Origin of the sequence: Cellulosimicrobium sp. NPDC055967 (genome assembly GCF_042269845.1) — a bacterium.
Taxonomy (GTDB): domain Bacteria; phylum Actinomycetota; class Actinomycetes; order Actinomycetales; family Cellulomonadaceae; genus Cellulosimicrobium.
Genome location: NZ_JBHJYJ010000007.1, coordinates 88,376 through 105,624, shown reverse-complemented (window position 1 = coordinate 105,624; position 17,249 = coordinate 88,376). Strand labels below are relative to the sequence as shown.

Genomic DNA, 17,249 nt, shown 5'->3' with positions numbered 1-17,249 from the left:
GGTTTCGAGGGCTCCTGCCCTCGCTAGTTCGTGGGTGCGGCGGTGGCCGCCGCGGTGCTCGCGCCGACGAGCACGCCCGCGGCGACGAGGGCGTCGCGGACCAGCGCGACGTCGTCCTCGGTCGCCGCGACGTTCGGCAGGCGCAGGAACCGGTTGTCGGTGAGGCCGCGCAGCTCGACGGCTGCCTTGGCCATGACGGCCTGGAAGCCCGCGCCGTTGAGCGCGTCGATGACGGGCGTCGTGGTGAGGAAGACGTCGAGCGCGCCCGCGTGGTCGCCCGCGTCGAAGCGGCGCACGACCTCGGCGAACGGCCCGGCGACCGCGTGCCCGGACACGGACACGATGCCGGCGGCGCCGTGCGCGAGGAACGGCAGCAGCAGGCCGTCGTCGCCGCTGTAGAACGCGAGCCCGGTCGCGGCGGCGAGCTTGGCGGCGGCGTACACGTCGCCCGTCGCGTCCTTGCTCGCGACGACCCGCTCGTGCGCCGCGAGCCGCGCGTACGTCGCGGGGGCGATCCGCACGCCCGTGCGTCCGGGGACGTCGTAGAGCATGACGGGCAGGTCGGTCGCGTCGGCGATCGCCGTCACGTGCCGGTACACGCCCTCCTGGCTGGGGCGCGAGTAGTAGGGCGAGACGACGAGGAGCCCGTCGGCGCCGGCCTCGGCCGCCTGCTCCGCCATGCGCAGGGCGTGGTCGGTGTCGTTGGACCCGGCCCCGGCGACGACCGCCGCGCGGTCGCCGACCGCGTCGACGACGACGCGCACGAGGTCCTGCTTCTCCGGCGCGTGGGTCGTGGGCGACTCGCCCGTCGTGCCGCTCAGCACCAGGCCGTCGTTCCCGTCGTCCACCAGGCGCTTCGCGAGCCGGGCCGCCGCCGCGAGGTCGACGGCGCCGTCGGGCGTCATCGGGGTGACCATGGCCGTGAGGACGGCACCGAACGGGCGCGCGGGGGTGGCGGGAAGGACCATGTGCACAAACTACCGTGCGGCGGGTCCCCGCACCGCGCCCGTCCAGGCGTGGGACCGCCCCGCGCGACCGCCGCCCGGGTGCGTCCCCGCGACCCCGAGGGCGATACTCGGAGCATGTCCCGCCCCGCCTCGACGTCGAACCTCTCCCCCGCGCTCGTCGCGCACGTGCCCACGGGGCTGCTCGTCGACGGCCACTGGGGCCCCGCCGAGGGCGGCCGGACGTTCGAGGTCGAGGACCCGGCCACGGAGGAGTCCCTCTTCGACGTCGCCGACGCGAGCCCCGCCGACGCGCTCCGCGCGCTCGACGCCGCGCACCGCGCCGGTCCCGCGTGGCGGGCGACGCCCCCGCGCGTGCGCGGCGAGGTCCTGCGCGCCGTCTACGACCGGGTCGTCGCGCGCGCCGACGACGTCGCCGCGCTCATCACGGCCGAGTGCGGCAAGCCGCTCGCCGAGGCGCGCGCCGAGGTGCTCTACGGCGCCGACTTCCTGCGCTGGTACGCGGAGCAGGCGGTGCGCGCCGACGGGCTCGCCCGCACCGCACCCGCGGGCGGCAACCGGCAGCTCGTCTTCCGCCGGCCCGTGGGCCCGGCCCTGCTCGTCACGCCGTGGAACTTCCCCATCGCGATGGCGACGCGCAAGATCGGGCCGGCGCTCGCCGCGGGCTGCACCGTCGTCATCAAGCCCGCCCGGCTCACGCCGTTGACGACGGCGCTCGTGGCCGAGGTCATCCGGTCCGAGCTCGCGGACCGCGGGCTGCCGACCGGCGTCGTCAACGTCGTCCCGTCGTCGCGCGCCGCGGACGTCACCGAGCCGCTCCTCGCCGACGAGCGCCTGCGCAAGCTGTCGTTCACGGGCTCGACGGCCGTCGGGCGCACGCTCCTGGAGAAGGCCGCGCCCCAGGTGCTGCGCACCTCGATGGAGCTCGGCGGCAACGCGCCGTTCCTCGTGTTCGCCGACGCGGACCTCGACACCGCGGTCGAGGGCGCGCTCGTCGCGAAGCTGCGCAACGCGGGCCAGTCGTGCGTCGCGGCCAACCGCTTCCTCGTGCACGACGCCGTCGCGCGCGAGTTCGCGCAGCGGCTCGCCACCGCGTTCGAGGACCTGCGGGTCGGGCCGGGCGCGCAGGACGGGACGCAGGTCGGCCCGCTCATCGAGGCGAAGGCGGTGGACAAGGTCGCCGAGCTCGTCGACGCCGCGTCCGACGGCGGCGCGCAGGTCCTCACGGGCGCCGACCGGCCGCGGTCCACGGGGTACTTCTACGTGCCGACCGTGCTGTCCGGCGTCGACCCGGACGCGCGCGTCGTCACCGAGGAGATCTTCGGGCCGGTGGCGCCGGTCGTCGCGTTCGGCGACGACGACGAGGGCCTCGCGCTCGCGAACGCGACCGAGTACGGCCTCGCCGCCTACGCGTACACCGCCTCGCTCGACCGCGCCGTGCGGGTGTCCGAGGAGGTCGAGGCCGGGATGATCGGTATCAACCGCGGGATGGTGTCGGACGCGAGCGCGCCGTTCGGCGGGCTGAAGCAGTCCGGCCTCGGCCGCGAGGGCGGCGAGGCGGGCCTCGAGGAGTACCTCGAGACCGTGTACGTCGCGCTCTGAGGCGGGACGTCCACGACGCCCGCGCGGCGGCGGGCGTGCCCGGCGCCGTGGTGCCCGACGACGTGCCGGCACCGCGCGTTGTAGCCTGACGCTCCCCTGCCGCCGACTCCCGGAGAGCCTCCGCCCGTGCCCTCGTCGCCCGCGCTGACCACCAGCCCGACCGCCCCCTCCCCGAACGCCCGCGTCACGACCGTCGGGTACATGATCTTCGCGTCCCGCTGGCTCCAGGCACCGCTCTACTTCGGCCTCATCGTGGCCCAGGTCGTCTACGTCTGGCAGTTCCTCAAGGAGCTGTGGCACCTCATCGTCGGCGGGTTCACCGGCGAGGTGTCGGCCATGAACGCGGACACGCACCAGCTCGAGACGCACACCTACGGCGCCGAGGAGATCATGCTGGCCGTCCTCGGCCTCGTCGACGTCGTCATGATCTCCAACCTGCTCATCATGGTCATCGTCGGCGGCTACGAGACGTTCGTCTCGCGCATCCGGCTCGACGACCACCCCGACCAGCCGGAGTGGCTGAGCCACGTCAACGCGAACGTGCTCAAGACCAAGCTCGCGATGTCGATCATCGGCATCTCCTCGATCCATCTGCTGCGCACGTTCATCGAGTCGTCGAGCAACCGCATCACGGCCGAGACCATGCTGTGGCAGACGATCATCCACCTCGCGTTCGTCGTGTCCGCGCTCGCGCTCGCGGCGATCGACCGCATGTCCCTCACGGCGCACCAGCGCGCGGCGAACGCCGCCGCGGCGGGCGAGGGCCCGGCCGACCCGCACGCATGAGCCGGCCCGACGACGTCACGCGCCCCGACGCCGAGCCCGACGCGCCCGCGTCGCTCGACGCCGAGGTGACCGACGCCGTCGAGCACGCCGTCGAGGACGAGGTCCGCGCCGCGGTCCGCCAGGCCGTCTCGGTCTCCGTCGCGACGGGCCTGTACGGCATCTCGTTCGGGGCGCTGTCCGTGGTCGCCGGCCTCGACGTCGCGCAGACCATGGCGCTGAGCCTGCTCATGTTCTCGGGCGGGTCGCAGTTCGCGCTCATCGGCGTCGTCGGCGCGGGCGGCGCGCCGGGCGCCGCGATCGCCACCGCGGGCTTCCTCGGGGTCCGCAACGCGCTGTACGGGGCGCAGCTGGGCCCCCTGCTCGCGCTGCGCTCGTGGCACAAGGTGGTCGCGGCGCAGCTCACGATCGACGAGTCGACCGCCGTCGCGACGGCGCAGCGCTCGCGCCGCGCGGTCCGGGCCGGGTTCTGGTGGACCGGGGTCGGCATCTTCGTGCTCTGGAACGCCATGACGCTCGTCGGGGCGCTCGCGGGCGACGCGCTCGGCGACCCGCGCGCGTGGGGCCTGGACGCGGCCGCCGCCGCGGCGTTCCTCGCCCTCCTGTGGCCCCGCCTCGCGGCGCGGGCGATGCAGCTCACCGCGGCGGCGGCCGTCGTCGTCGCGGCCGCGCTCATCCCGGTCGCGCCGGGCGGCGTCCCGGTGCTGGCGGCCGCCGCCGTCGCGATCGTCATCGGGCAGGTGGACGCGCGGCGCCGGCGCGACGCGTCGAGCGGGCCGTCGGCGCCGCCCGCCGACGGGCGCCCCGGGAAGGAGCCGTCATGACGTCAGCGACCGTGTGGGTCGTGGTGCTGGTCGCGTCCGCCGTGTGCTTCGCGCTCAAGCTGGCCGGGCACCTCGTGCCCGAGCACTGGCTCGCGGACGAGCGCGTCGCCCGCACCGCCGCGCTCGTGACCGCCGCGCTCCTCGCGGCGCTCGTCACGGTGCAGACGGTCGGCGACGGGCAGGCCCTGGTCGTCGACGCGCGCCTGCCCGCGCTCGCGGTCGCGGCGGTCGCGCTCGCGCTGCGCGCGCCGTTCATCGTCGTCGTCGTGCTCGCCGCAGCCACGGCCGCGGGCCTGCGCGCCCTGGGCTGGGGCTGAGGACGCCTCCGTCACGGCCGACGCCCGAGGTCTCGTAGGGTGAACCCGTGAGCCTCTTCCGCGAGACCGCCGACGTCTCCGTCCGCCCCGCCGTGCCCGGCGACGACGTCGCGGTGACCGCGATCCAGGTCGGTGCCTGGCGCTCGTCCCACGCCGAGGTCCTCGGGGCCGACGTGCTCGACGCGCTCGACACCGTGCGGATGCGCGAGCAGTGGGCCGCCGGCATCTCCTCGCCCCCCGGCCCGGGCTTCGGCGTGCTCGTCGCGTGCGCGGGCGCCGACGTCGTCGGGTTCGCCGCCGTGGCCCCCGGGCAGGTCCTCGCGCTCGAGGTCGAGCCGCGCCACCAGCGCGGCGGCCACGGGTCGCGTCTGCTCGCGGCGGCGGTCGACCGGCTGCGACGCGACGGCGCGGAGGAGGTCGTCACCTGGGTGCTCGACGGCGACACGGCGCGCGAGACGTTCCTCGCGGGCGCCGGGCTCGGGCCCGACGGGCGGACCCGGACGCTCGCCACCGGGGTGCGCGACGTCGTGGAACGCCGGTGGGCCGCCGAGATCTGAGGGCTCGTGCCACCGTTCGTCACGCAGCCGTGACACCGTCGTGACCCGTTCGCGCGGGTGACCTGCGAGGATCGACCGCCATGGGCATCCTCACCGACTACTTCTCCGCACCCGACGACGCGCAGGCCGGTCGCGCGGCACGGACGGGCCCGAGCAGCCCCGACCCGCTGACGAACCAGCCGGTGTTCCCCACGGTCGAGCTCAAGGGGATCGACCCGTTCGTCGTGCTGGGCACGCTCGCGGGCCTCCTCACGGACCGCCCGTACGCCGAGGCGAAGAGCGACCCCCGGCACGGGGAGCTCGTCGCGAGCGCGGGCGACGAGGGTCCGTGGGTCGTCGCGGTCACCGCGGAGCTCGTGACGGCGCTCGCCGCGGCGACCTCGACCGACCTCGACGCCGTCGCCGTGCGCTGGGCCGCCACCGAGGAGCTGGAAGGCTCCGACCCCGCCGACCTGGCCGGTGCCCTGCACCGGCTCGCGACCCTGTGCGTCCAGGCGGACGACGCGGGCCACCGCCTCTACTGCTGGACGAGCCTCTGACCTGCCGACATGGTCCGCCCACGTCGGGTGGACCGCCTCGGTCAGCGACGGGCGCGGTAGAGAGCCGCGGCCTTGCGCAGGGCCTCGCGCGCCCGACGGCGGTCACGCGCGGCGTCGTACGCGAACGCCAGGTGGTACCACGCCTCCCAGCTCTGGGGGTCGGCGTCGACCGCGTCGCGGTAGGGCGCGAACGCAGCGTCGGCCGCGTCCCGGTCGATCCGCCCCCCGGGCGAGCGCGGCAGGTCGTCGACGGGGAGCCGGCCGCGCGCCGCCAGGTCGTCCGCCATGCGCTGCACCGTGCCCGCGAGCAGGAACTCGCGGCCGACCAGGCCCACCACGAGCAGGGGCAGCACGAGCACGCCCGCACCGATCACCATCGCGACCGGCTCGCCCGTGCCGACCAGCGCGGCGGCACGCCCCGCCACCTGCCACACGTACAGCGCGAGCAGGATCGTCACGAGCACCGCGCCGACGATCGCCTTCCAGGGCCGGGCAGCCCTGCCCTGCCGACCGGGACCGGTGCCCGTACCGCGGTCCTCGCCGGGGTCGGCGGGGCCCTCGGTGCCGTCGGTGCCGTCGGGGGCGCTCACGCCAGGTCCAGCACGTTCTCGAGACCGACCGTCAGGCCCGGGCGCGCGACGACCTCGCGCACGGCGAGCAGCACGCCCGGCATGAAGGAGACGCGGTCGAACGAGTCCTGCCGGATGACGAGCTGCTCGCCCGCGTTGCCGAACAGGATCTCCTCGTGGGCGACGAGGCCGCGCAGACGCACCGCGTGCACGCGCACCCCCTCGACGTCGGCGCCCCGCGCCTCCCACCCGGACTCGGTCGCGTCGGGGCTCGGGGCGAGGCCCGCGTCGGCACGTGCCGCGGCGATCGCCGCAGCGGTGTGCCGGGCGGTGCCGGACGGCGCGTCGACCTTGTCCGGGTGGTGAAGCTCGATCACCTCGGCCGACTCGAAGTAACGGGCCGCCTTCGCGGCGAACGTCATCGCGAGGACGGCCGAGAGGCCGAAGTTGGGGGCGATGAGGACGCCGAGGGCGGGGCCGCCGCCCGCGGCGCGGCGCTCGAGGTGCTCGGTGACCCGACCCCGGCTCTCGTCCGTCCAGCCCGTGGTCCCGACGACCGCATGCACGCCCGCGTCGATCAGCGCGTGGACGTTCGCCTCCGTCGCGGACGGGACCGTGAAGTCGACGGCGACGTCGGCGCCGTTGAGCGTCGCGGACGTGACCTCGTCGCCGGCGTCCAGACGCGCGACGAGCTCGAGGTCCGCCGCACCCTCGACGGCCGTGCAGACGGTCGCGCCCATGCGCCCGGCAGCGCCCAGGACGGCGACCCGCAACGGGCGGCCCGGCCCCTGGCCGGGGTCGGTCGGGGCGGTATCGGGCGCGGGGATGTTCTGCTCGCTCACGCCCGTCACCCTATCGCCGGTGCGCGGGCCGACCGGCGCGCCGTCCGCGGCACCGGTGGTGGGCGCGCCCACGGCACCCGGCCCGCAGCGCGACGGCGGCCGCCCTCCGGGAGGAGGACGGCCGCCGCGAGACGCCGTGGCAGGCGAGGGCTCAGCCGCCGAACGGCCCGACGCGCACGACGGACCGGGGCCGCGAGGCGAGCTCGCCCGCCAGCTTCTGCACGTCGTCGGCCGTGACCGAGCGGATCGCGTCGAGCGACTCCTCGACGCTCAGGAGCTCGCCGTAGACGAGCTCGGCCTTGCCGAGCCGGCTCATGCGCGAGCCGGAGTCCTCGAGCCCGAGGACCATGCCGCCGGAGAGCTGGCCGATGCTGCGGTCGAGCTCGGCGCCGGTGATGCCGTCGCCGGCGAGGCGGTCGAGCTCGGCGTGCAGGAGCTCGGTCACCTCGTCGACCTTGGACGGCGCGCACCCGGCGTAGAGGCCGAACGTACCGATGCCGCCGTGGCCCGACGCGAAGGAGTACGTCGAGTACGCGAGGCCGCGCTTCTCCCGGATCTCCTGGAACAGGCGCGAGCTCATGCCGCCGCCCAGCACCGCGCTGAGCACGGAGAGCGTGAAGCGACGGTCGTCCGTCGCCGACAGGCCGGTGCCGCCGATGACGACGTTCGCCTGCTCGACGGCCCGGTGGACCGACAGCTCGACCCCCGTGGTCCCGACGTCCGCGAGGGCGGGGTCGGCGGGGTCGCGACGGGCGCGCGGCGCGGTGTCCGCGTCGAGCGACCAGCCGCCGTCGTGCAGCGCCTGGCCCACCTGTGCGACGAGCGTGTCGTGGTCGACGCCGCCGGCCGCCGCGACGACGAGCGTCTCGGGGCGGTAGTGCCACCGGTAGTGCTCCCAGACCGCCTCGCGCGGGACCGCGTTGATCGTGTCCGGGGTGCCGCCGATGGGCCGCCCGAGCGCGTGCCCGCCGAGGACGGCGGCCGCGAACTCCTCGTGCACGACGTCCGAGGGGTCGTCGTCGTTCATCGCGAGCTCTTCGAGGATCACGCCGCGCTCGGTCTCGAGCTCGTCGGGGTCCAGCCGCGCGGACGTCACCATGTCGGCGATGACGTCGACCGCCATGGGCAGGTCGGCGTCGAGCACGCGCGCGTAGTAGCACGTGTGCTCCTTGCCGGTCGCGGCGTTGGCCTCGCCGCCGACGGCGTCGAACGCCTCGGCGATGTCCATGGCCGAGCGGCGGGCGGTGCCCTTGAACAGCAGGTGCTCGAGGAAGTGCGTCGAGCCGAAGTGGCCGTCGGTCTCGTCGCGCGAGCCGACGCCCACCCACGCGCCCATCGTCGCCGAGCGCAGGCCCGGCATCGACTCGGTGAGCACGCGGACCCCGCCGGGCAGGACGGAGCGACGGATGGTCGCTCCGTCCTGCCCGGCGGTCAGCTCGGCCCCGGCGTCACCCGCCGGGACGAGCGGGAGGTCCCAGGGCACGTCAGGCGTCCGCGCCCTCGGTCGCGGGAGCGTCGGCCGGAGCCTCCTCCTCGACCACGGCGTGCAGCGAGAGCTTGCCGCGCGGGTCGATCTCGCCGATCTCGACCTGGACCTTCTGACCGATGGAGAGCACGTCCTCGACGTTCTCGACGCGCTTGCCGCCCACGAGCTTGCGGATCTGGCTGATGTGCAGCAGACCGTCCTTGCCCGGGGAGAGCGAGATGAACGCGCCGAACGACGTCGTCTTGACGACCGTGCCGACGAAGCGCTCGCCGATCTCCGGGACGTGCGGGTTGGCGATCGCGTTGATCGCCGCGCGGGCGGCCTCGGCCGACGGGCCGTCGGTGGCGCCGATGTACACGGTGCCGTCGTCCTCGATGGAGATGTCCGCGCCCGTCTCCTCCTGGATCTGGTTGATCATCTTGCCCTTGGGCCCGATGACCTCGCCGATCTTGTCGACCGGCACCTTCACGGAGATGACGCGCGGGGCGTTCGGGGACATCTCGTCCGGCACGTCGATGGCCTCGGCGAGGACGTCGAGGATCGTCAGGCGCGCGTCGCGCGCCTGCGTCAGCGCACCGGCGAGCACCGAGGCGGGGATGCCGTCGAGCTTGGTGTCGAGCTGGATGGCCGTGACGAACTCGCGCGTGCCGGCGACCTTGAAGTCCATGTCGCCGAACGCGTCCTCGGCACCGAGGATGTCGGTGAGCGCCGCGTAGCGGGTCTCACCGTCCACCGTGTCGGAGATGAGGCCCATCGCGATGCCCGCGACGGGGGCGCGCAGCGGCACGCCCGCGTTGAGGAGCGAGAGCGTCGAGGCGCACACGGAGCCCATGGACGTCGAGCCGTTGGAGCCGAGGGCCTCGGACACCTGACGGATCGCGTACGGGAACTCCTCGCGGCTCGGGAGCACCGGCACGAGCGCGCGCTCGGCGAGCGCGCCGTGGCCGATCTCGCGGCGCTTCGGGCTGCCCACGCGGCCGGTCTCGCCGGTCGAGTAGGGCGGGAAGTTGTAGTTGTGCATGTAGCGCTTGCGCGTCTCCGGACCGAGCGAGTCGATCTGCTGCTCCATGCGGAGCATGTTCAGCGTGGTGACGCCCATGATCTGGGTCTCGCCACGCTCGAAGAGCGCGGAGCCGTGCACGCGCGGGAGCACCTCGACCTCGGCCGACAGGGTACGGATGTCCGCGAGCCCACGGCCGTCGATGCGCACGCCCTCGGTGAGGACGCGCTGGCGCACGAGCTTCTTCTGCAGCGAGCGGTACGCGGCGGAGAGCTCCTTCTCGCGGCCGTCGAACCCGGCCTGGAGCTTGCCGACCATCTCGTTCTTGATCTCGTCGAGACGGTTCTCGCGGTCCTGCTTGTCCGCGATGGCGAGCGCGGCGCGCAGGTCGGTCGAGACCTCGGCCTCGACCGCGGCGAACGCGTCGTCCTGGTAGTCCAGGAAGACCGGGTACTCCTTGACCGGCTTCGCCGCCTGGGCCGCGAGCGCCGACTGCGCGTCGCACAGGGCCTTGATGAACGGCTTGGCCGCCTCGATGCCCTCGGCGACGACCTCCTCGGTCGGCGCGCCGACGCCCTCGTCCTTGACGAGGCCCCAGGCACCGTCGGTGGCCTCGGCCTCGATCATCGCGATCGCGACGTCGTCACCCACGACGCGCCCGGCCACGACCATGTCGAAGACCGCGCGCTCCTTGTCGGAGTACTTGGGGAACGCGACCCACTGGCCGTCGACGAGCGCGATGCGGACCGCGCCGACCGGGCCGGAGAACGGCAGGCCGGAGATCTGCGTCGACGCCGAGGCGGCGTTGATCGCGAGCGTGTCGTACGCGTCGTCCGGGTGGAGCGCGAGGACCGTGATGACGACCTGGACCTCGTTGCGCAGGCCCTTGACGAACAGCGGGCGCAGCGGGCGGTCGATGAGGCGGCACGCGAGGATCGCGTCCGTCGAGGGGCGGCCCTCGCGGCGGAAGAACGAGCCGGGGATGCGGCCCGCGGCGTACATGCGCTCCTCGACGTCCACCGTCAGCGGGAAGAAGTCGAACTGGTCCTTGGGGTGCTTGCCGGCCGTCGTGGCCGACAGGAGCATGGTCTCGTCGTCGAGGTACGCGGCGACGGAGCCGGCGGCCTGACGGGCGAGGCGCCCGGTCTCGAACCGGACGGTGCGGGTGCCGAAGCGACCGTTGTCGATCGTGGCCTCGGCGAACTGGATCTCGGGACCCTCCACGGGTGCCCTCCCTTTCTCGAAGCGCCGCCCGGGTAGCCCCTGTCGAGGGTTCCGGTCCGCGCCCCGGCGCGCGTGGCGCGGGGGCTCCGGTCGCACTCGACGCTCGGCGGTCTTCGATCGAGGTCCACGGCGGTTCCCGCACGATCACGTCCGGAGACGAGACCGCGGGGGTCCGTGAGCCACTACCGAGGACCGAACGAGAGGCCGGCGGCGCGGTGGGTGGTGTGCGGCTGGGTGGTGCTCAGCCGGGGTGTGACGGGTACATCACACCAGACCAGCCCGGTCCCCGCAGGGACCGGGCTGGCGGTGTCGTGTCAGCGACGCAGACCGAGGCGCTCGATGAGGCTGCGGTAGCGGTTGATGTCGACCTTCTGCAGGTAGCCGAGGAGGCGACGGCGCTGGCCGACGAGGAGGAGCAGACCACGACGGCTGTGGTGGTCGTGCTTGTGCTCCTTGAGGTGCTCGGTGAGGTCCTTGATGCGCTGCGTGAGGAGCGCGACCTGAACCTCGGGCGAACCGGTGTCGCCCTCGCTCGTCGCGTACTCGGTCATGATGCGCTGCTTCGTGGCAGTGTCGAGCGGCACGGTTCTCCTTCGGGTTCGTTGCGCGGTGCGCCGGGACGGTTCTCCCGGGGCTCTCTGGATCCGCGGCCGGTCAGACGGCGCATCGATCTTACCAGGTGGACGCGCCGCCTCGTCCCGGTCGTGCTCCGCGCGAGCCGGCGCACCACGGGGCGGCGCGCTACCCGCGCAGGAGGCCGCGCCGTCGGGCCTCGGCGACGGCGGCGGTGCGCGACGGCGCGCCGAGCTTGTCGTAGACGTGGACGAGGTGGGTCTTCACGGTCGCACGGGACAGGAACAGCTCGCGCGCGATCTCGTCGTTGGTGCGCCCCTCGGCGACGAGCGAGAGCACCTCGAGCTCGCGCGCGGTGAGCGCCGTGCCGGGGCTGCGCAGGCGGCCGAGCAGCCGCCGCTGCACCGCCGGGCCGAGCGCGACCTCGCCCGCCGCGGCGGCGCGCACGGCGGCGACGAGCTCGTGCGTCGGCGCGTCCTTGAGCAGGTAGCCGCGGGCGCCCGCCTCGACGGCCGCGAGGATGTCGGCGTCCGCGTCGTAGGTCGTCACGACGAGCACGGCGGGCCCGTCGGTCGCGACGATCTCGCGGACCGCGTCGACCCCTCCGAGCCGGCCGGGCCCGAACTGCAGGTCGAGCAGCACGACGTCGGCCCGCAGCCCGCCGCGCAGCCGCGCGAGGAGCTCCTCGGCCGAGCCGACCTCGGCGACGACGCGCACGTCCGGCTCCGCCTCGAGGACGGCGCGCAGGCCCGTGCGGACGACCGGGTGGTCGTCCGCGAGCACGACGTCGACGACGCCCGGTCCGGTCATCGCCCCTCCTCCGCGTCCTCGGCGGCCCCGAGCGGCACCCAGGCCGCCACGGCGGTGCCCGCACCGGGCGCGGACTCCACGGACAGCGTGCCTCCGAGCTCGGCGAGCCGCGCGCGCATCGCGACGAGGCCGAACCCGCCCGACGTCCCGCCCGGCACGTCGTCGGAGGGCGCGGGGAGGGCCTCCGGGTCGAAGCCGCGCCCGTCGTCGACCACGTCGAGGGCGACCGCCTCCTCCCCCGCCGCCGCGCCCGCCAGGAAGCTCAGCGTCACGGCGACGCGCGTCGCGGCCGCGTGCCGCTCGACGTTGGCGAGCGCGGACTGGGCGACGCGCAGCAGGGCGGCCTCGACGTCCGTCGGCAGCGCCACGGGGTCGCCGCTCACCTGCACGACGACGTCCGGCCCGGCACCGGACGCGCCCCCGACCGGGTCGGCCGTCGGACGAGCCGCGGTCCGGGCCGCGGTCCGCGCCGCGGTCCGGCGCAGCGCGTCGACGAGGTTCGACGACGCGAGGTCGGCGGGCGCGAGCGCACGCACGACGCGCCGCGCCTCGGCGAGGTTGTGCCGCGCGACCTCCCGCGTCTGCTCGACGTACCCGCGCGCGGTGCTGACGTCCCCGGCGTCGAGCGCGGTCTGCGCCGCGCGCAGGAGCAGCTCGGCCGAGGAGAACCCCTGGGCGAGCGTGTCGTGGATCTCGCGCGCGAGGCGTTCGCGCTCCCCTGCGACGGCGCGCTCGCGCTCGGCGGTGGCGAGCTCGTCGCGCGTCCGGACGAGCTCGTCGAGGGTGCGCTGACGCTCCTGCGACTCGCGCACGACCGCCTCCAGCGCGAGCACGACGACGACCGCCACGGCGCCGCCGATCGCCGGGCCCAGCACGAACGGCACCGCGAGGTTCGCGGTGCCGGCCCACATGACCCCGACCACGAGGAGCACGACCGCCCCGACCGCGACCGGGCCGCGGCGCGGGCCGAGCACGTGCATCGCGACGAACATGAGCGGGAACGCGACCCAGACGGCCGTGACCGAGGTCAGGCACAGGGCGACCCACAGGACCACGAGCCCGGTCACCCACGCCCCGGCGGGCCACCACGCGCCGCGCGGCGCTCCCACGTCGTCCGGGAGCGGCAGGCGGCGCCGGCCCAGGACGTAGAGCGCGAGCAGCGCGGCGCCCGCCGCGACGGCGACGAGGCCGCGCACCGTGCCGGAGGCGAGCGCCCCGGCGAGGGCGAGCGCGAGCAGGCCGACGAAGAGGACGTCCAGGCCGCGGCGCAGCCAGCGGGTGGCCGCCGGCACGACGCGTCCGCCGGGCCCGACGGGCCTGTCGGGCGCGGCGGGGGTCGAGGGCACGGCCGGGATCACGGCGACACCCTAGCCACCCGGCCCCGGCCCGGCATCGTCCGAACGGTCGATGCCCGGCTCCACCCCGCGGCGACGCAGGACCGACCGCGGCGACGATCCGCCACGGCCCGCGCCGCGGGACCGTGGAGGGACCGTCGACGGGAGAGCGCGGCCTGCGCCGCCCGCACCCCGTCCCTCACCCCACGGACCCCGGAGGTCGTCCCCGTGTTCCTCGCCCTGCGCGACCTGCGCCACGCCCGCGGGCGCTTCGCGCTCATGATCGCGGTCGTCGCGCTCATCACCTTCCTCGTCGCGTTCCTCGCCGCGCTCACGGCCGGCCTCGGCCGCGCGAGCACGTCGGCCGTGACGGACCTGCCCGCCGACCGCCTCGCGTTCGCGCCCCCGGCCGAGGGCGCCTCGCCGACCTTCACCGAGTCGGAGGTCACCGCCGACCAGCGGGACGCGTGGGCCGCCGTCCCCGGCGTGCGCGCCGCGGAGCCCCTCGGCGTCGCGACGGTGCGGGCCTCCGGCGAGACGACCGCCGCCGTCACCGCCTTCGGCGTCCGGCCGGGCTCCGGCCTGGTGCCGGGGACCTCCGGCGACGGCACGGACGTCGCGCCGGGCTCCGTCGTGCTCTCCCGCGGGGCGTCCGACGCGCTCGGCGCCGACGTCGGCGACCGGGTCAGCGCGGGCCCGCTCGACCTGCGGGTCGCCGCGGTCGAGGACGTCGAGGCCGACTTCTCCCACACGCCCGTCGTGTGGGTCTCCCTCGACGACTGGCAGGCGGTCGGCGCGCGCGGCGGCGCTGCGGGCGACGCACAGGAGGGCCCGGCCGCGACCGTCGTCGCGCTCCGGTTCGGCGAGGAGCCACCGTCGGCGGACGCGCTCGCCGCGGCCGACGCGGAGCTCGGGACCGTCACCGCGACGCCGCGCGAGGCGCGCTCGGCCATCTCCTCGTTCACCGCCGAGAACCTCTCGCTGACCCTCATGCAGGTGTTCCTCCTCGCCATCTCCGCGCTCGTCGTCGGCGCGTTCTTCACCGTCTGGACCATCCAGCGCGCCGGAGACGTCGCCGTGCTGCGCGCGCTCGGCGCCTCGACGCGCTACCTCCTGCGCGACGCGATCGGCCAGGCGGGCGTGGTGCTCGGCGTCGGCGTCGGGCTCGGCACGGCGCTCGCGGCCGGGGCGGGCCTGCTCGCGGCGCGCGTCATGCCCGTCGTCGTCGACCTCTCGACGACGCTCGTCCCCGCCGTCGTGCTCGTCGTGCTCGGCGGGCTCGGGGCGGTGCTCGCGGTGACGCGCGTCGCGCGCGTGGACCCGCACGCCGCGCTCGCGGCGCGCTGACCTGCCCCGGTCGCCGTCCCGACGCCTCCGTCACCCCTCCGACCCGGCCCCGACGCCCACCCCGAACCCGAGGAGCTCCCATGGACCTCACGCTCGACCGCATCCGCCTCGCCTACCCCGACGGCGACGGCGTCCTCGTCGCCGTGGACGACGTCAGCCTCACCGTGCCGTCCGGCACGACCACGGCGCTGCTCGGCCCCTCCGGCGCCGGCAAGTCCAGCCTGCTCGCCGTGGCCGCGACCCTCACGCCGCCCACGTCCGGCGTGGTGCGGGTCGGCGACGACGTCGTCAGCGCCCCGCTCGACGGACCCGAGGACCAGCGGGGTGCGCCAGCGGCCGGCCGCGGGTCCCGGCGTCGGGCTCGGCGCGCCGCGGACCGCGCGGCGGCCCTGCGCCGCGAGCGCATCGGGATCGTGTTCCAGCAGCCGCAGCTCGTGGCGTCCCTCACCGTGCTGGAGCAGCTCGAGCTCATGAGCCACCTGCGGGGCCGGCCCGCGGCGTCGCGCCGCGCGCACGCGCTCGCCCTGCTCGATGCGGTGGGCGTCGCCGACCGGGCGGACCGCCGCCCGGAGCACCTCTCGGGCGGTCAGCGCCAGCGGGTGGCGATCGCCCGGGCGCTCATGAACGACCCGCAGGTGCTCCTCGTCGACGAGCCCACCTCGGCGCTCGACCACGAGCGCGGCGTGCAGGTCGTGGAGCTCGTCGTGCGCCTCGCGCGCGAGCTCGACGCCGCGACGCTGCTCGTCACGCACGACGAGGCGACCCTCGACCCGGTCGACGCCCGCGTGCACCTGGCGGACGGCCGGGTCGTCGAGGCGCCGACACCCGTCTGAGCCCACCGACGCCGAGACAGCGATCCGCCGCAGGGCACGCTGCCCCTGGTGTGCTGGACGTCGCGGTCTCGCCGCAGGTCGCTCGCTCGGCGGAGGTGGGGTCAGCGCGCCGCGCGCACGTGGGTCGCGACCGCGAGCGCCAGCGCCGCCACCAGCGCCTGCGCGACGACGGCGGCCCAGCCCGCGGTGCCCACGAGGAGCGCCACCCCGAGGGGGACGGCGCCGAGGACGGCGACGTCCGGCCCCTTGCGCAGCACCGCGGCCGCGCCCGTGGGCACCCCGCCCGCGGGCGTCGCGAGCAGGGGGCCGCCCCAGTTCGGCGGCTCGCGGTAGGCGCTCCGCACGGCGGCGGCGCCCTGCACGACCGCCGCGAGCGCGCCGAGCGCGGCCCAGCGCGCGTCGCCCGTCGCGACGACGAGCGGTGCCGATCCCGCGAGCAGGCACGCGGCGGCCGTGAGCGTGGGGACGACGGTGCGCGCGAGCCGGGTCCACCGTGCGGCGAGCGGCACGAGGGAGTCGACGACGGGCGCCATCTCCGCGGTGCGCGCCCCCTCGGCGCCGAGCACCGCGGCCCCGAGGCCCGCGACGACCAGCACCGCGAAGAGGCCGAACCCCGAGCCGAGGCCGGGGACCTGCTGGGCGACGACCGTCAGCGCGCCCAGACCGACGAGCTGCGCGAGGGCGGACGGGCTGCGCCCGAGGAGCACGAGGTCGGCCGCCACGACCGCGCCGAACGCGCCCCGCACGGCGGCGAACCGGCGCGGGCGCCGGACGCGCACGCGGGCCGCCCCGGCACGACGCAGGGCGCGGCCGAGGTCGCGCGTGTCGAACGAGAGCACGGCTCCGCCCACCTGGTCGGCGACCGAGCTCTGCGCGCGCAGGACGGTCGCCCCGAGCGACTCCAGCCCGCGCCACCAGCGCAGCACGAGCACGGCCCCGACGGTGAGGAGGCCGAGCGCCACGAGGGGCGGGGCGGCGAGCGCCGGCAGCCCGGGGCGGCCCGCGACGACGAGCACGAGGCCCGCGACCGGCACGGCCGCGACGGCGACGTCGCTCGTGCGGGCGAGGGCGCCGGCCGCCCGCGGGAACGGCTGGGCGAGGCCCGCCACCGACACGAGCAGGAGCCCGAGCGCGCCGCCCGTCAGCGCCGCCCGGAGCGCGGGGGCGACGTCGAGGCCGGCGGCGACCGACACGACGACCGTCCCGACCGCGCCCAGCACACCGCCCAGGAGCACCGCGCGGACGAACGACGGCGACACCAGCCCGCGCCGGTCCGCCGGGGTGGGCACCCACCAGCGCACTCCCCCGCTGCCCGCCCCCACCGGACCGAGGCGCACGGCCGTGCCCGTGAGGAGCGCGAGCAGCGCGGCGGTCCCGAGCGCCTGGACGGCGCCCGGTCCGAGGACCACGGTTCCCGCCGCCGAGCCGGGGTCGAGCGCCGAGCGCAGCATCGAGGCGAGCCCGATCACCCAGCCGGTCGCGAGCGCGACGGACACGACGGCGTAGGCCACGTCGACGACGATCTCCCCCGGGCCCGCGTCGGCGCGCGCCGCCGCGGCACGCGCGGTCAGACGACGCAGCTCGCGTCCGGTGAGCAGCTCGTCCGGGTCGGAGCGAAGCATGTCCACCGCGCCGTCGGCGCCG

Annotated in this window: 17 protein-coding genes; 8 read left to right on the top strand and 9 right to left on the bottom strand. The window is 76.0% G+C overall.

Annotated elements, in window-relative coordinates:
- Positions 1 to 23: 23 nt before the first annotated feature.
- Positions 24 to 968 (bottom strand): 4-hydroxy-tetrahydrodipicolinate synthase, encoded by a 945-nt coding sequence (dapA, locus tag ACFC2L_RS11365; RefSeq protein WP_375824410.1) that lies wholly within the window; start codon positions 966 to 968, stop codon positions 24 to 26.
- A gap of 114 nt (positions 969 to 1,082) precedes the next feature.
- Between dapA and ACFC2L_RS11360 the strand changes: the two genes are divergently transcribed.
- The 6 genes from ACFC2L_RS11360 to ACFC2L_RS11335 all read left to right on the top strand — a co-directional run bounded on the left by ACFC2L_RS11360 (position 1,083) and on the right by ACFC2L_RS11335 (position 5,587).
- Positions 1,083 to 2,567, top strand: coding sequence for an NAD-dependent succinate-semialdehyde dehydrogenase (locus ACFC2L_RS11360; RefSeq protein WP_375824409.1), 1,485 nt, complete (start codon positions 1,083 to 1,085; stop codon positions 2,565 to 2,567).
- A 126-nt stretch (positions 2,568 to 2,693) separates the two neighbouring features.
- The gene (locus ACFC2L_RS11355; RefSeq protein WP_375824408.1) at positions 2,694 to 3,353 is read left to right on the top strand and encodes a TIGR00645 family protein; all 660 of its coding nucleotides are present in this window, start codon (positions 2,694 to 2,696) and stop codon (positions 3,351 to 3,353) included.
- Complete coding sequence (locus ACFC2L_RS11350) at positions 3,350 to 4,174, top strand: AzlC family ABC transporter permease (RefSeq protein WP_375824407.1); 825 nt, start codon at positions 3,350 to 3,352, stop codon at positions 4,172 to 4,174. The genes ACFC2L_RS11355 and ACFC2L_RS11350 overlap by 4 nt, the downstream gene beginning before the upstream one ends.
- The gene (locus ACFC2L_RS11345) at positions 4,171 to 4,491 is read left to right on the top strand and encodes an AzlD domain-containing protein (protein WP_375824406.1); all 321 of its coding nucleotides are present in this window, start codon (positions 4,171 to 4,173) and stop codon (positions 4,489 to 4,491) included. The genes ACFC2L_RS11350 and ACFC2L_RS11345 overlap by 4 nt, the downstream gene beginning before the upstream one ends.
- Positions 4,492 to 4,538: 47 nt before the next feature.
- Positions 4,539 to 5,048: a GNAT family N-acetyltransferase gene (locus tag ACFC2L_RS11340; protein ID WP_375824405.1), complete on the top strand. Its 510-nt coding sequence runs from the start codon at positions 4,539 to 4,541 to the stop codon at positions 5,046 to 5,048.
- Between the two features lie 80 nt (positions 5,049 to 5,128).
- On the top strand, positions 5,129 to 5,587 hold the full coding sequence (locus tag ACFC2L_RS11335) for a hypothetical protein (RefSeq protein ID WP_375824404.1): 459 nt from the start codon (positions 5,129 to 5,131) through the stop codon (positions 5,585 to 5,587).
- A gap of 41 nt (positions 5,588 to 5,628) precedes the next feature.
- Here the strand turns inward: ACFC2L_RS11335 and ACFC2L_RS11330 are convergent, their stop codons facing one another.
- The 7 genes from ACFC2L_RS11330 to ACFC2L_RS11300 form a co-directional block, all read right to left on the bottom strand.
- On the bottom strand, positions 5,629 to 6,063 hold the full coding sequence (locus ACFC2L_RS11330; protein ID WP_375824526.1) for a hypothetical protein: 435 nt from the start codon (positions 6,061 to 6,063) through the stop codon (positions 5,629 to 5,631).
- 110 nt (positions 6,064 to 6,173) lie between these two features.
- The gene (gene dapB, locus ACFC2L_RS11325) at positions 6,174 to 6,929 is read right to left on the bottom strand and encodes a 4-hydroxy-tetrahydrodipicolinate reductase (protein ID WP_375824525.1); all 756 of its coding nucleotides are present in this window, start codon (positions 6,927 to 6,929) and stop codon (positions 6,174 to 6,176) included.
- 220 nt (positions 6,930 to 7,149) lie between these two features.
- Positions 7,150 to 8,481 (bottom strand): M16 family metallopeptidase, encoded by a 1,332-nt coding sequence (locus tag ACFC2L_RS11320; protein WP_375824403.1) that lies wholly within the window; start codon positions 8,479 to 8,481, stop codon positions 7,150 to 7,152.
- A gap of 1 nt (position 8,482) precedes the next feature.
- Positions 8,483 to 10,708, bottom strand: a complete 2,226-nt coding sequence (locus ACFC2L_RS11315; RefSeq protein WP_053371618.1) for a polyribonucleotide nucleotidyltransferase — start codon at positions 10,706 to 10,708, stop codon at positions 8,483 to 8,485.
- Between the two features lie 314 nt (positions 10,709 to 11,022).
- On the bottom strand, positions 11,023 to 11,292 hold the full coding sequence (gene rpsO, locus ACFC2L_RS11310) for a 30S ribosomal protein S15 (RefSeq protein WP_021479897.1): 270 nt from the start codon (positions 11,290 to 11,292) through the stop codon (positions 11,023 to 11,025).
- Between the two features lie 157 nt (positions 11,293 to 11,449).
- The gene (locus tag ACFC2L_RS11305; RefSeq protein ID WP_375824402.1) at positions 11,450 to 12,091 is read right to left on the bottom strand and encodes a LuxR C-terminal-related transcriptional regulator; all 642 of its coding nucleotides are present in this window, start codon (positions 12,089 to 12,091) and stop codon (positions 11,450 to 11,452) included.
- Positions 12,088 to 13,449 (bottom strand): sensor histidine kinase, encoded by a 1,362-nt coding sequence (locus ACFC2L_RS11300; protein WP_375824401.1) that lies wholly within the window; start codon positions 13,447 to 13,449, stop codon positions 12,088 to 12,090. Before ACFC2L_RS11300 ends, ACFC2L_RS11305 begins: the two co-directional genes overlap by 4 nt.
- A gap of 204 nt (positions 13,450 to 13,653) precedes the next feature.
- On the opposite strand from ACFC2L_RS11300, the gene ACFC2L_RS11295 reads away from it, so the two are divergent.
- Both ACFC2L_RS11295 and ACFC2L_RS11290 read left to right on the top strand, forming a co-directional pair.
- Positions 13,654 to 14,772, top strand: coding sequence for an ABC transporter permease (locus ACFC2L_RS11295; protein WP_375824400.1), 1,119 nt, complete (start codon positions 13,654 to 13,656; stop codon positions 14,770 to 14,772).
- 80 nt (positions 14,773 to 14,852) lie between these two features.
- The gene (locus tag ACFC2L_RS11290; protein ID WP_375824399.1) at positions 14,853 to 15,605 is read left to right on the top strand and encodes an ABC transporter ATP-binding protein; all 753 of its coding nucleotides are present in this window, start codon (positions 14,853 to 14,855) and stop codon (positions 15,603 to 15,605) included.
- Positions 15,606 to 15,706: 101 nt separating this feature from the next.
- Here ACFC2L_RS11290 and ACFC2L_RS11285 read toward each other — a convergent pair whose 3' ends face one another.
- On the bottom strand, positions 15,707 to 17,227 hold the full coding sequence (locus tag ACFC2L_RS11285; protein WP_375824398.1) for a DUF6297 family protein: 1,521 nt from the start codon (positions 17,225 to 17,227) through the stop codon (positions 15,707 to 15,709).
- Between the last annotated feature and the right edge of the window lie 22 nt (positions 17,228 to 17,249).

Coding starts and splice junctions, on each gene's coding strand:
- dapA (WP_375824410.1), bottom strand. CDS start 968: ATGGTCCTTCCCGCCACCCCCGCGCGCCCGTTCGGTGCCGTCCTCACG.
- ACFC2L_RS11360 (WP_375824409.1), top strand. CDS start 1,083: ATGTCCCGCCCCGCCTCGACGTCGAACCTCTCCCCCGCGCTCGTCGCG.
- ACFC2L_RS11350 (WP_375824407.1), top strand. CDS start 3,350: ATGAGCCGGCCCGACGACGTCACGCGCCCCGACGCCGAGCCCGACGCG.
- ACFC2L_RS11345 (WP_375824406.1), top strand. CDS start 4,171: ATGACGTCAGCGACCGTGTGGGTCGTGGTGCTGGTCGCGTCCGCCGTG.
- ACFC2L_RS11335 (WP_375824404.1), top strand. CDS start 5,129: ATGGGCATCCTCACCGACTACTTCTCCGCACCCGACGACGCGCAGGCC.
- ACFC2L_RS11305 (WP_375824402.1), bottom strand. CDS start 12,091: ATGACCGGACCGGGCGTCGTCGACGTCGTGCTCGCGGACGACCACCCG.
- ACFC2L_RS11290 (WP_375824399.1), top strand. CDS start 14,853: ATGGACCTCACGCTCGACCGCATCCGCCTCGCCTACCCCGACGGCGAC.
- ACFC2L_RS11285 (WP_375824398.1), bottom strand. CDS start 17,227: ATGCTTCGCTCCGACCCGGACGAGCTGCTCACCGGACGCGAGCTGCGT.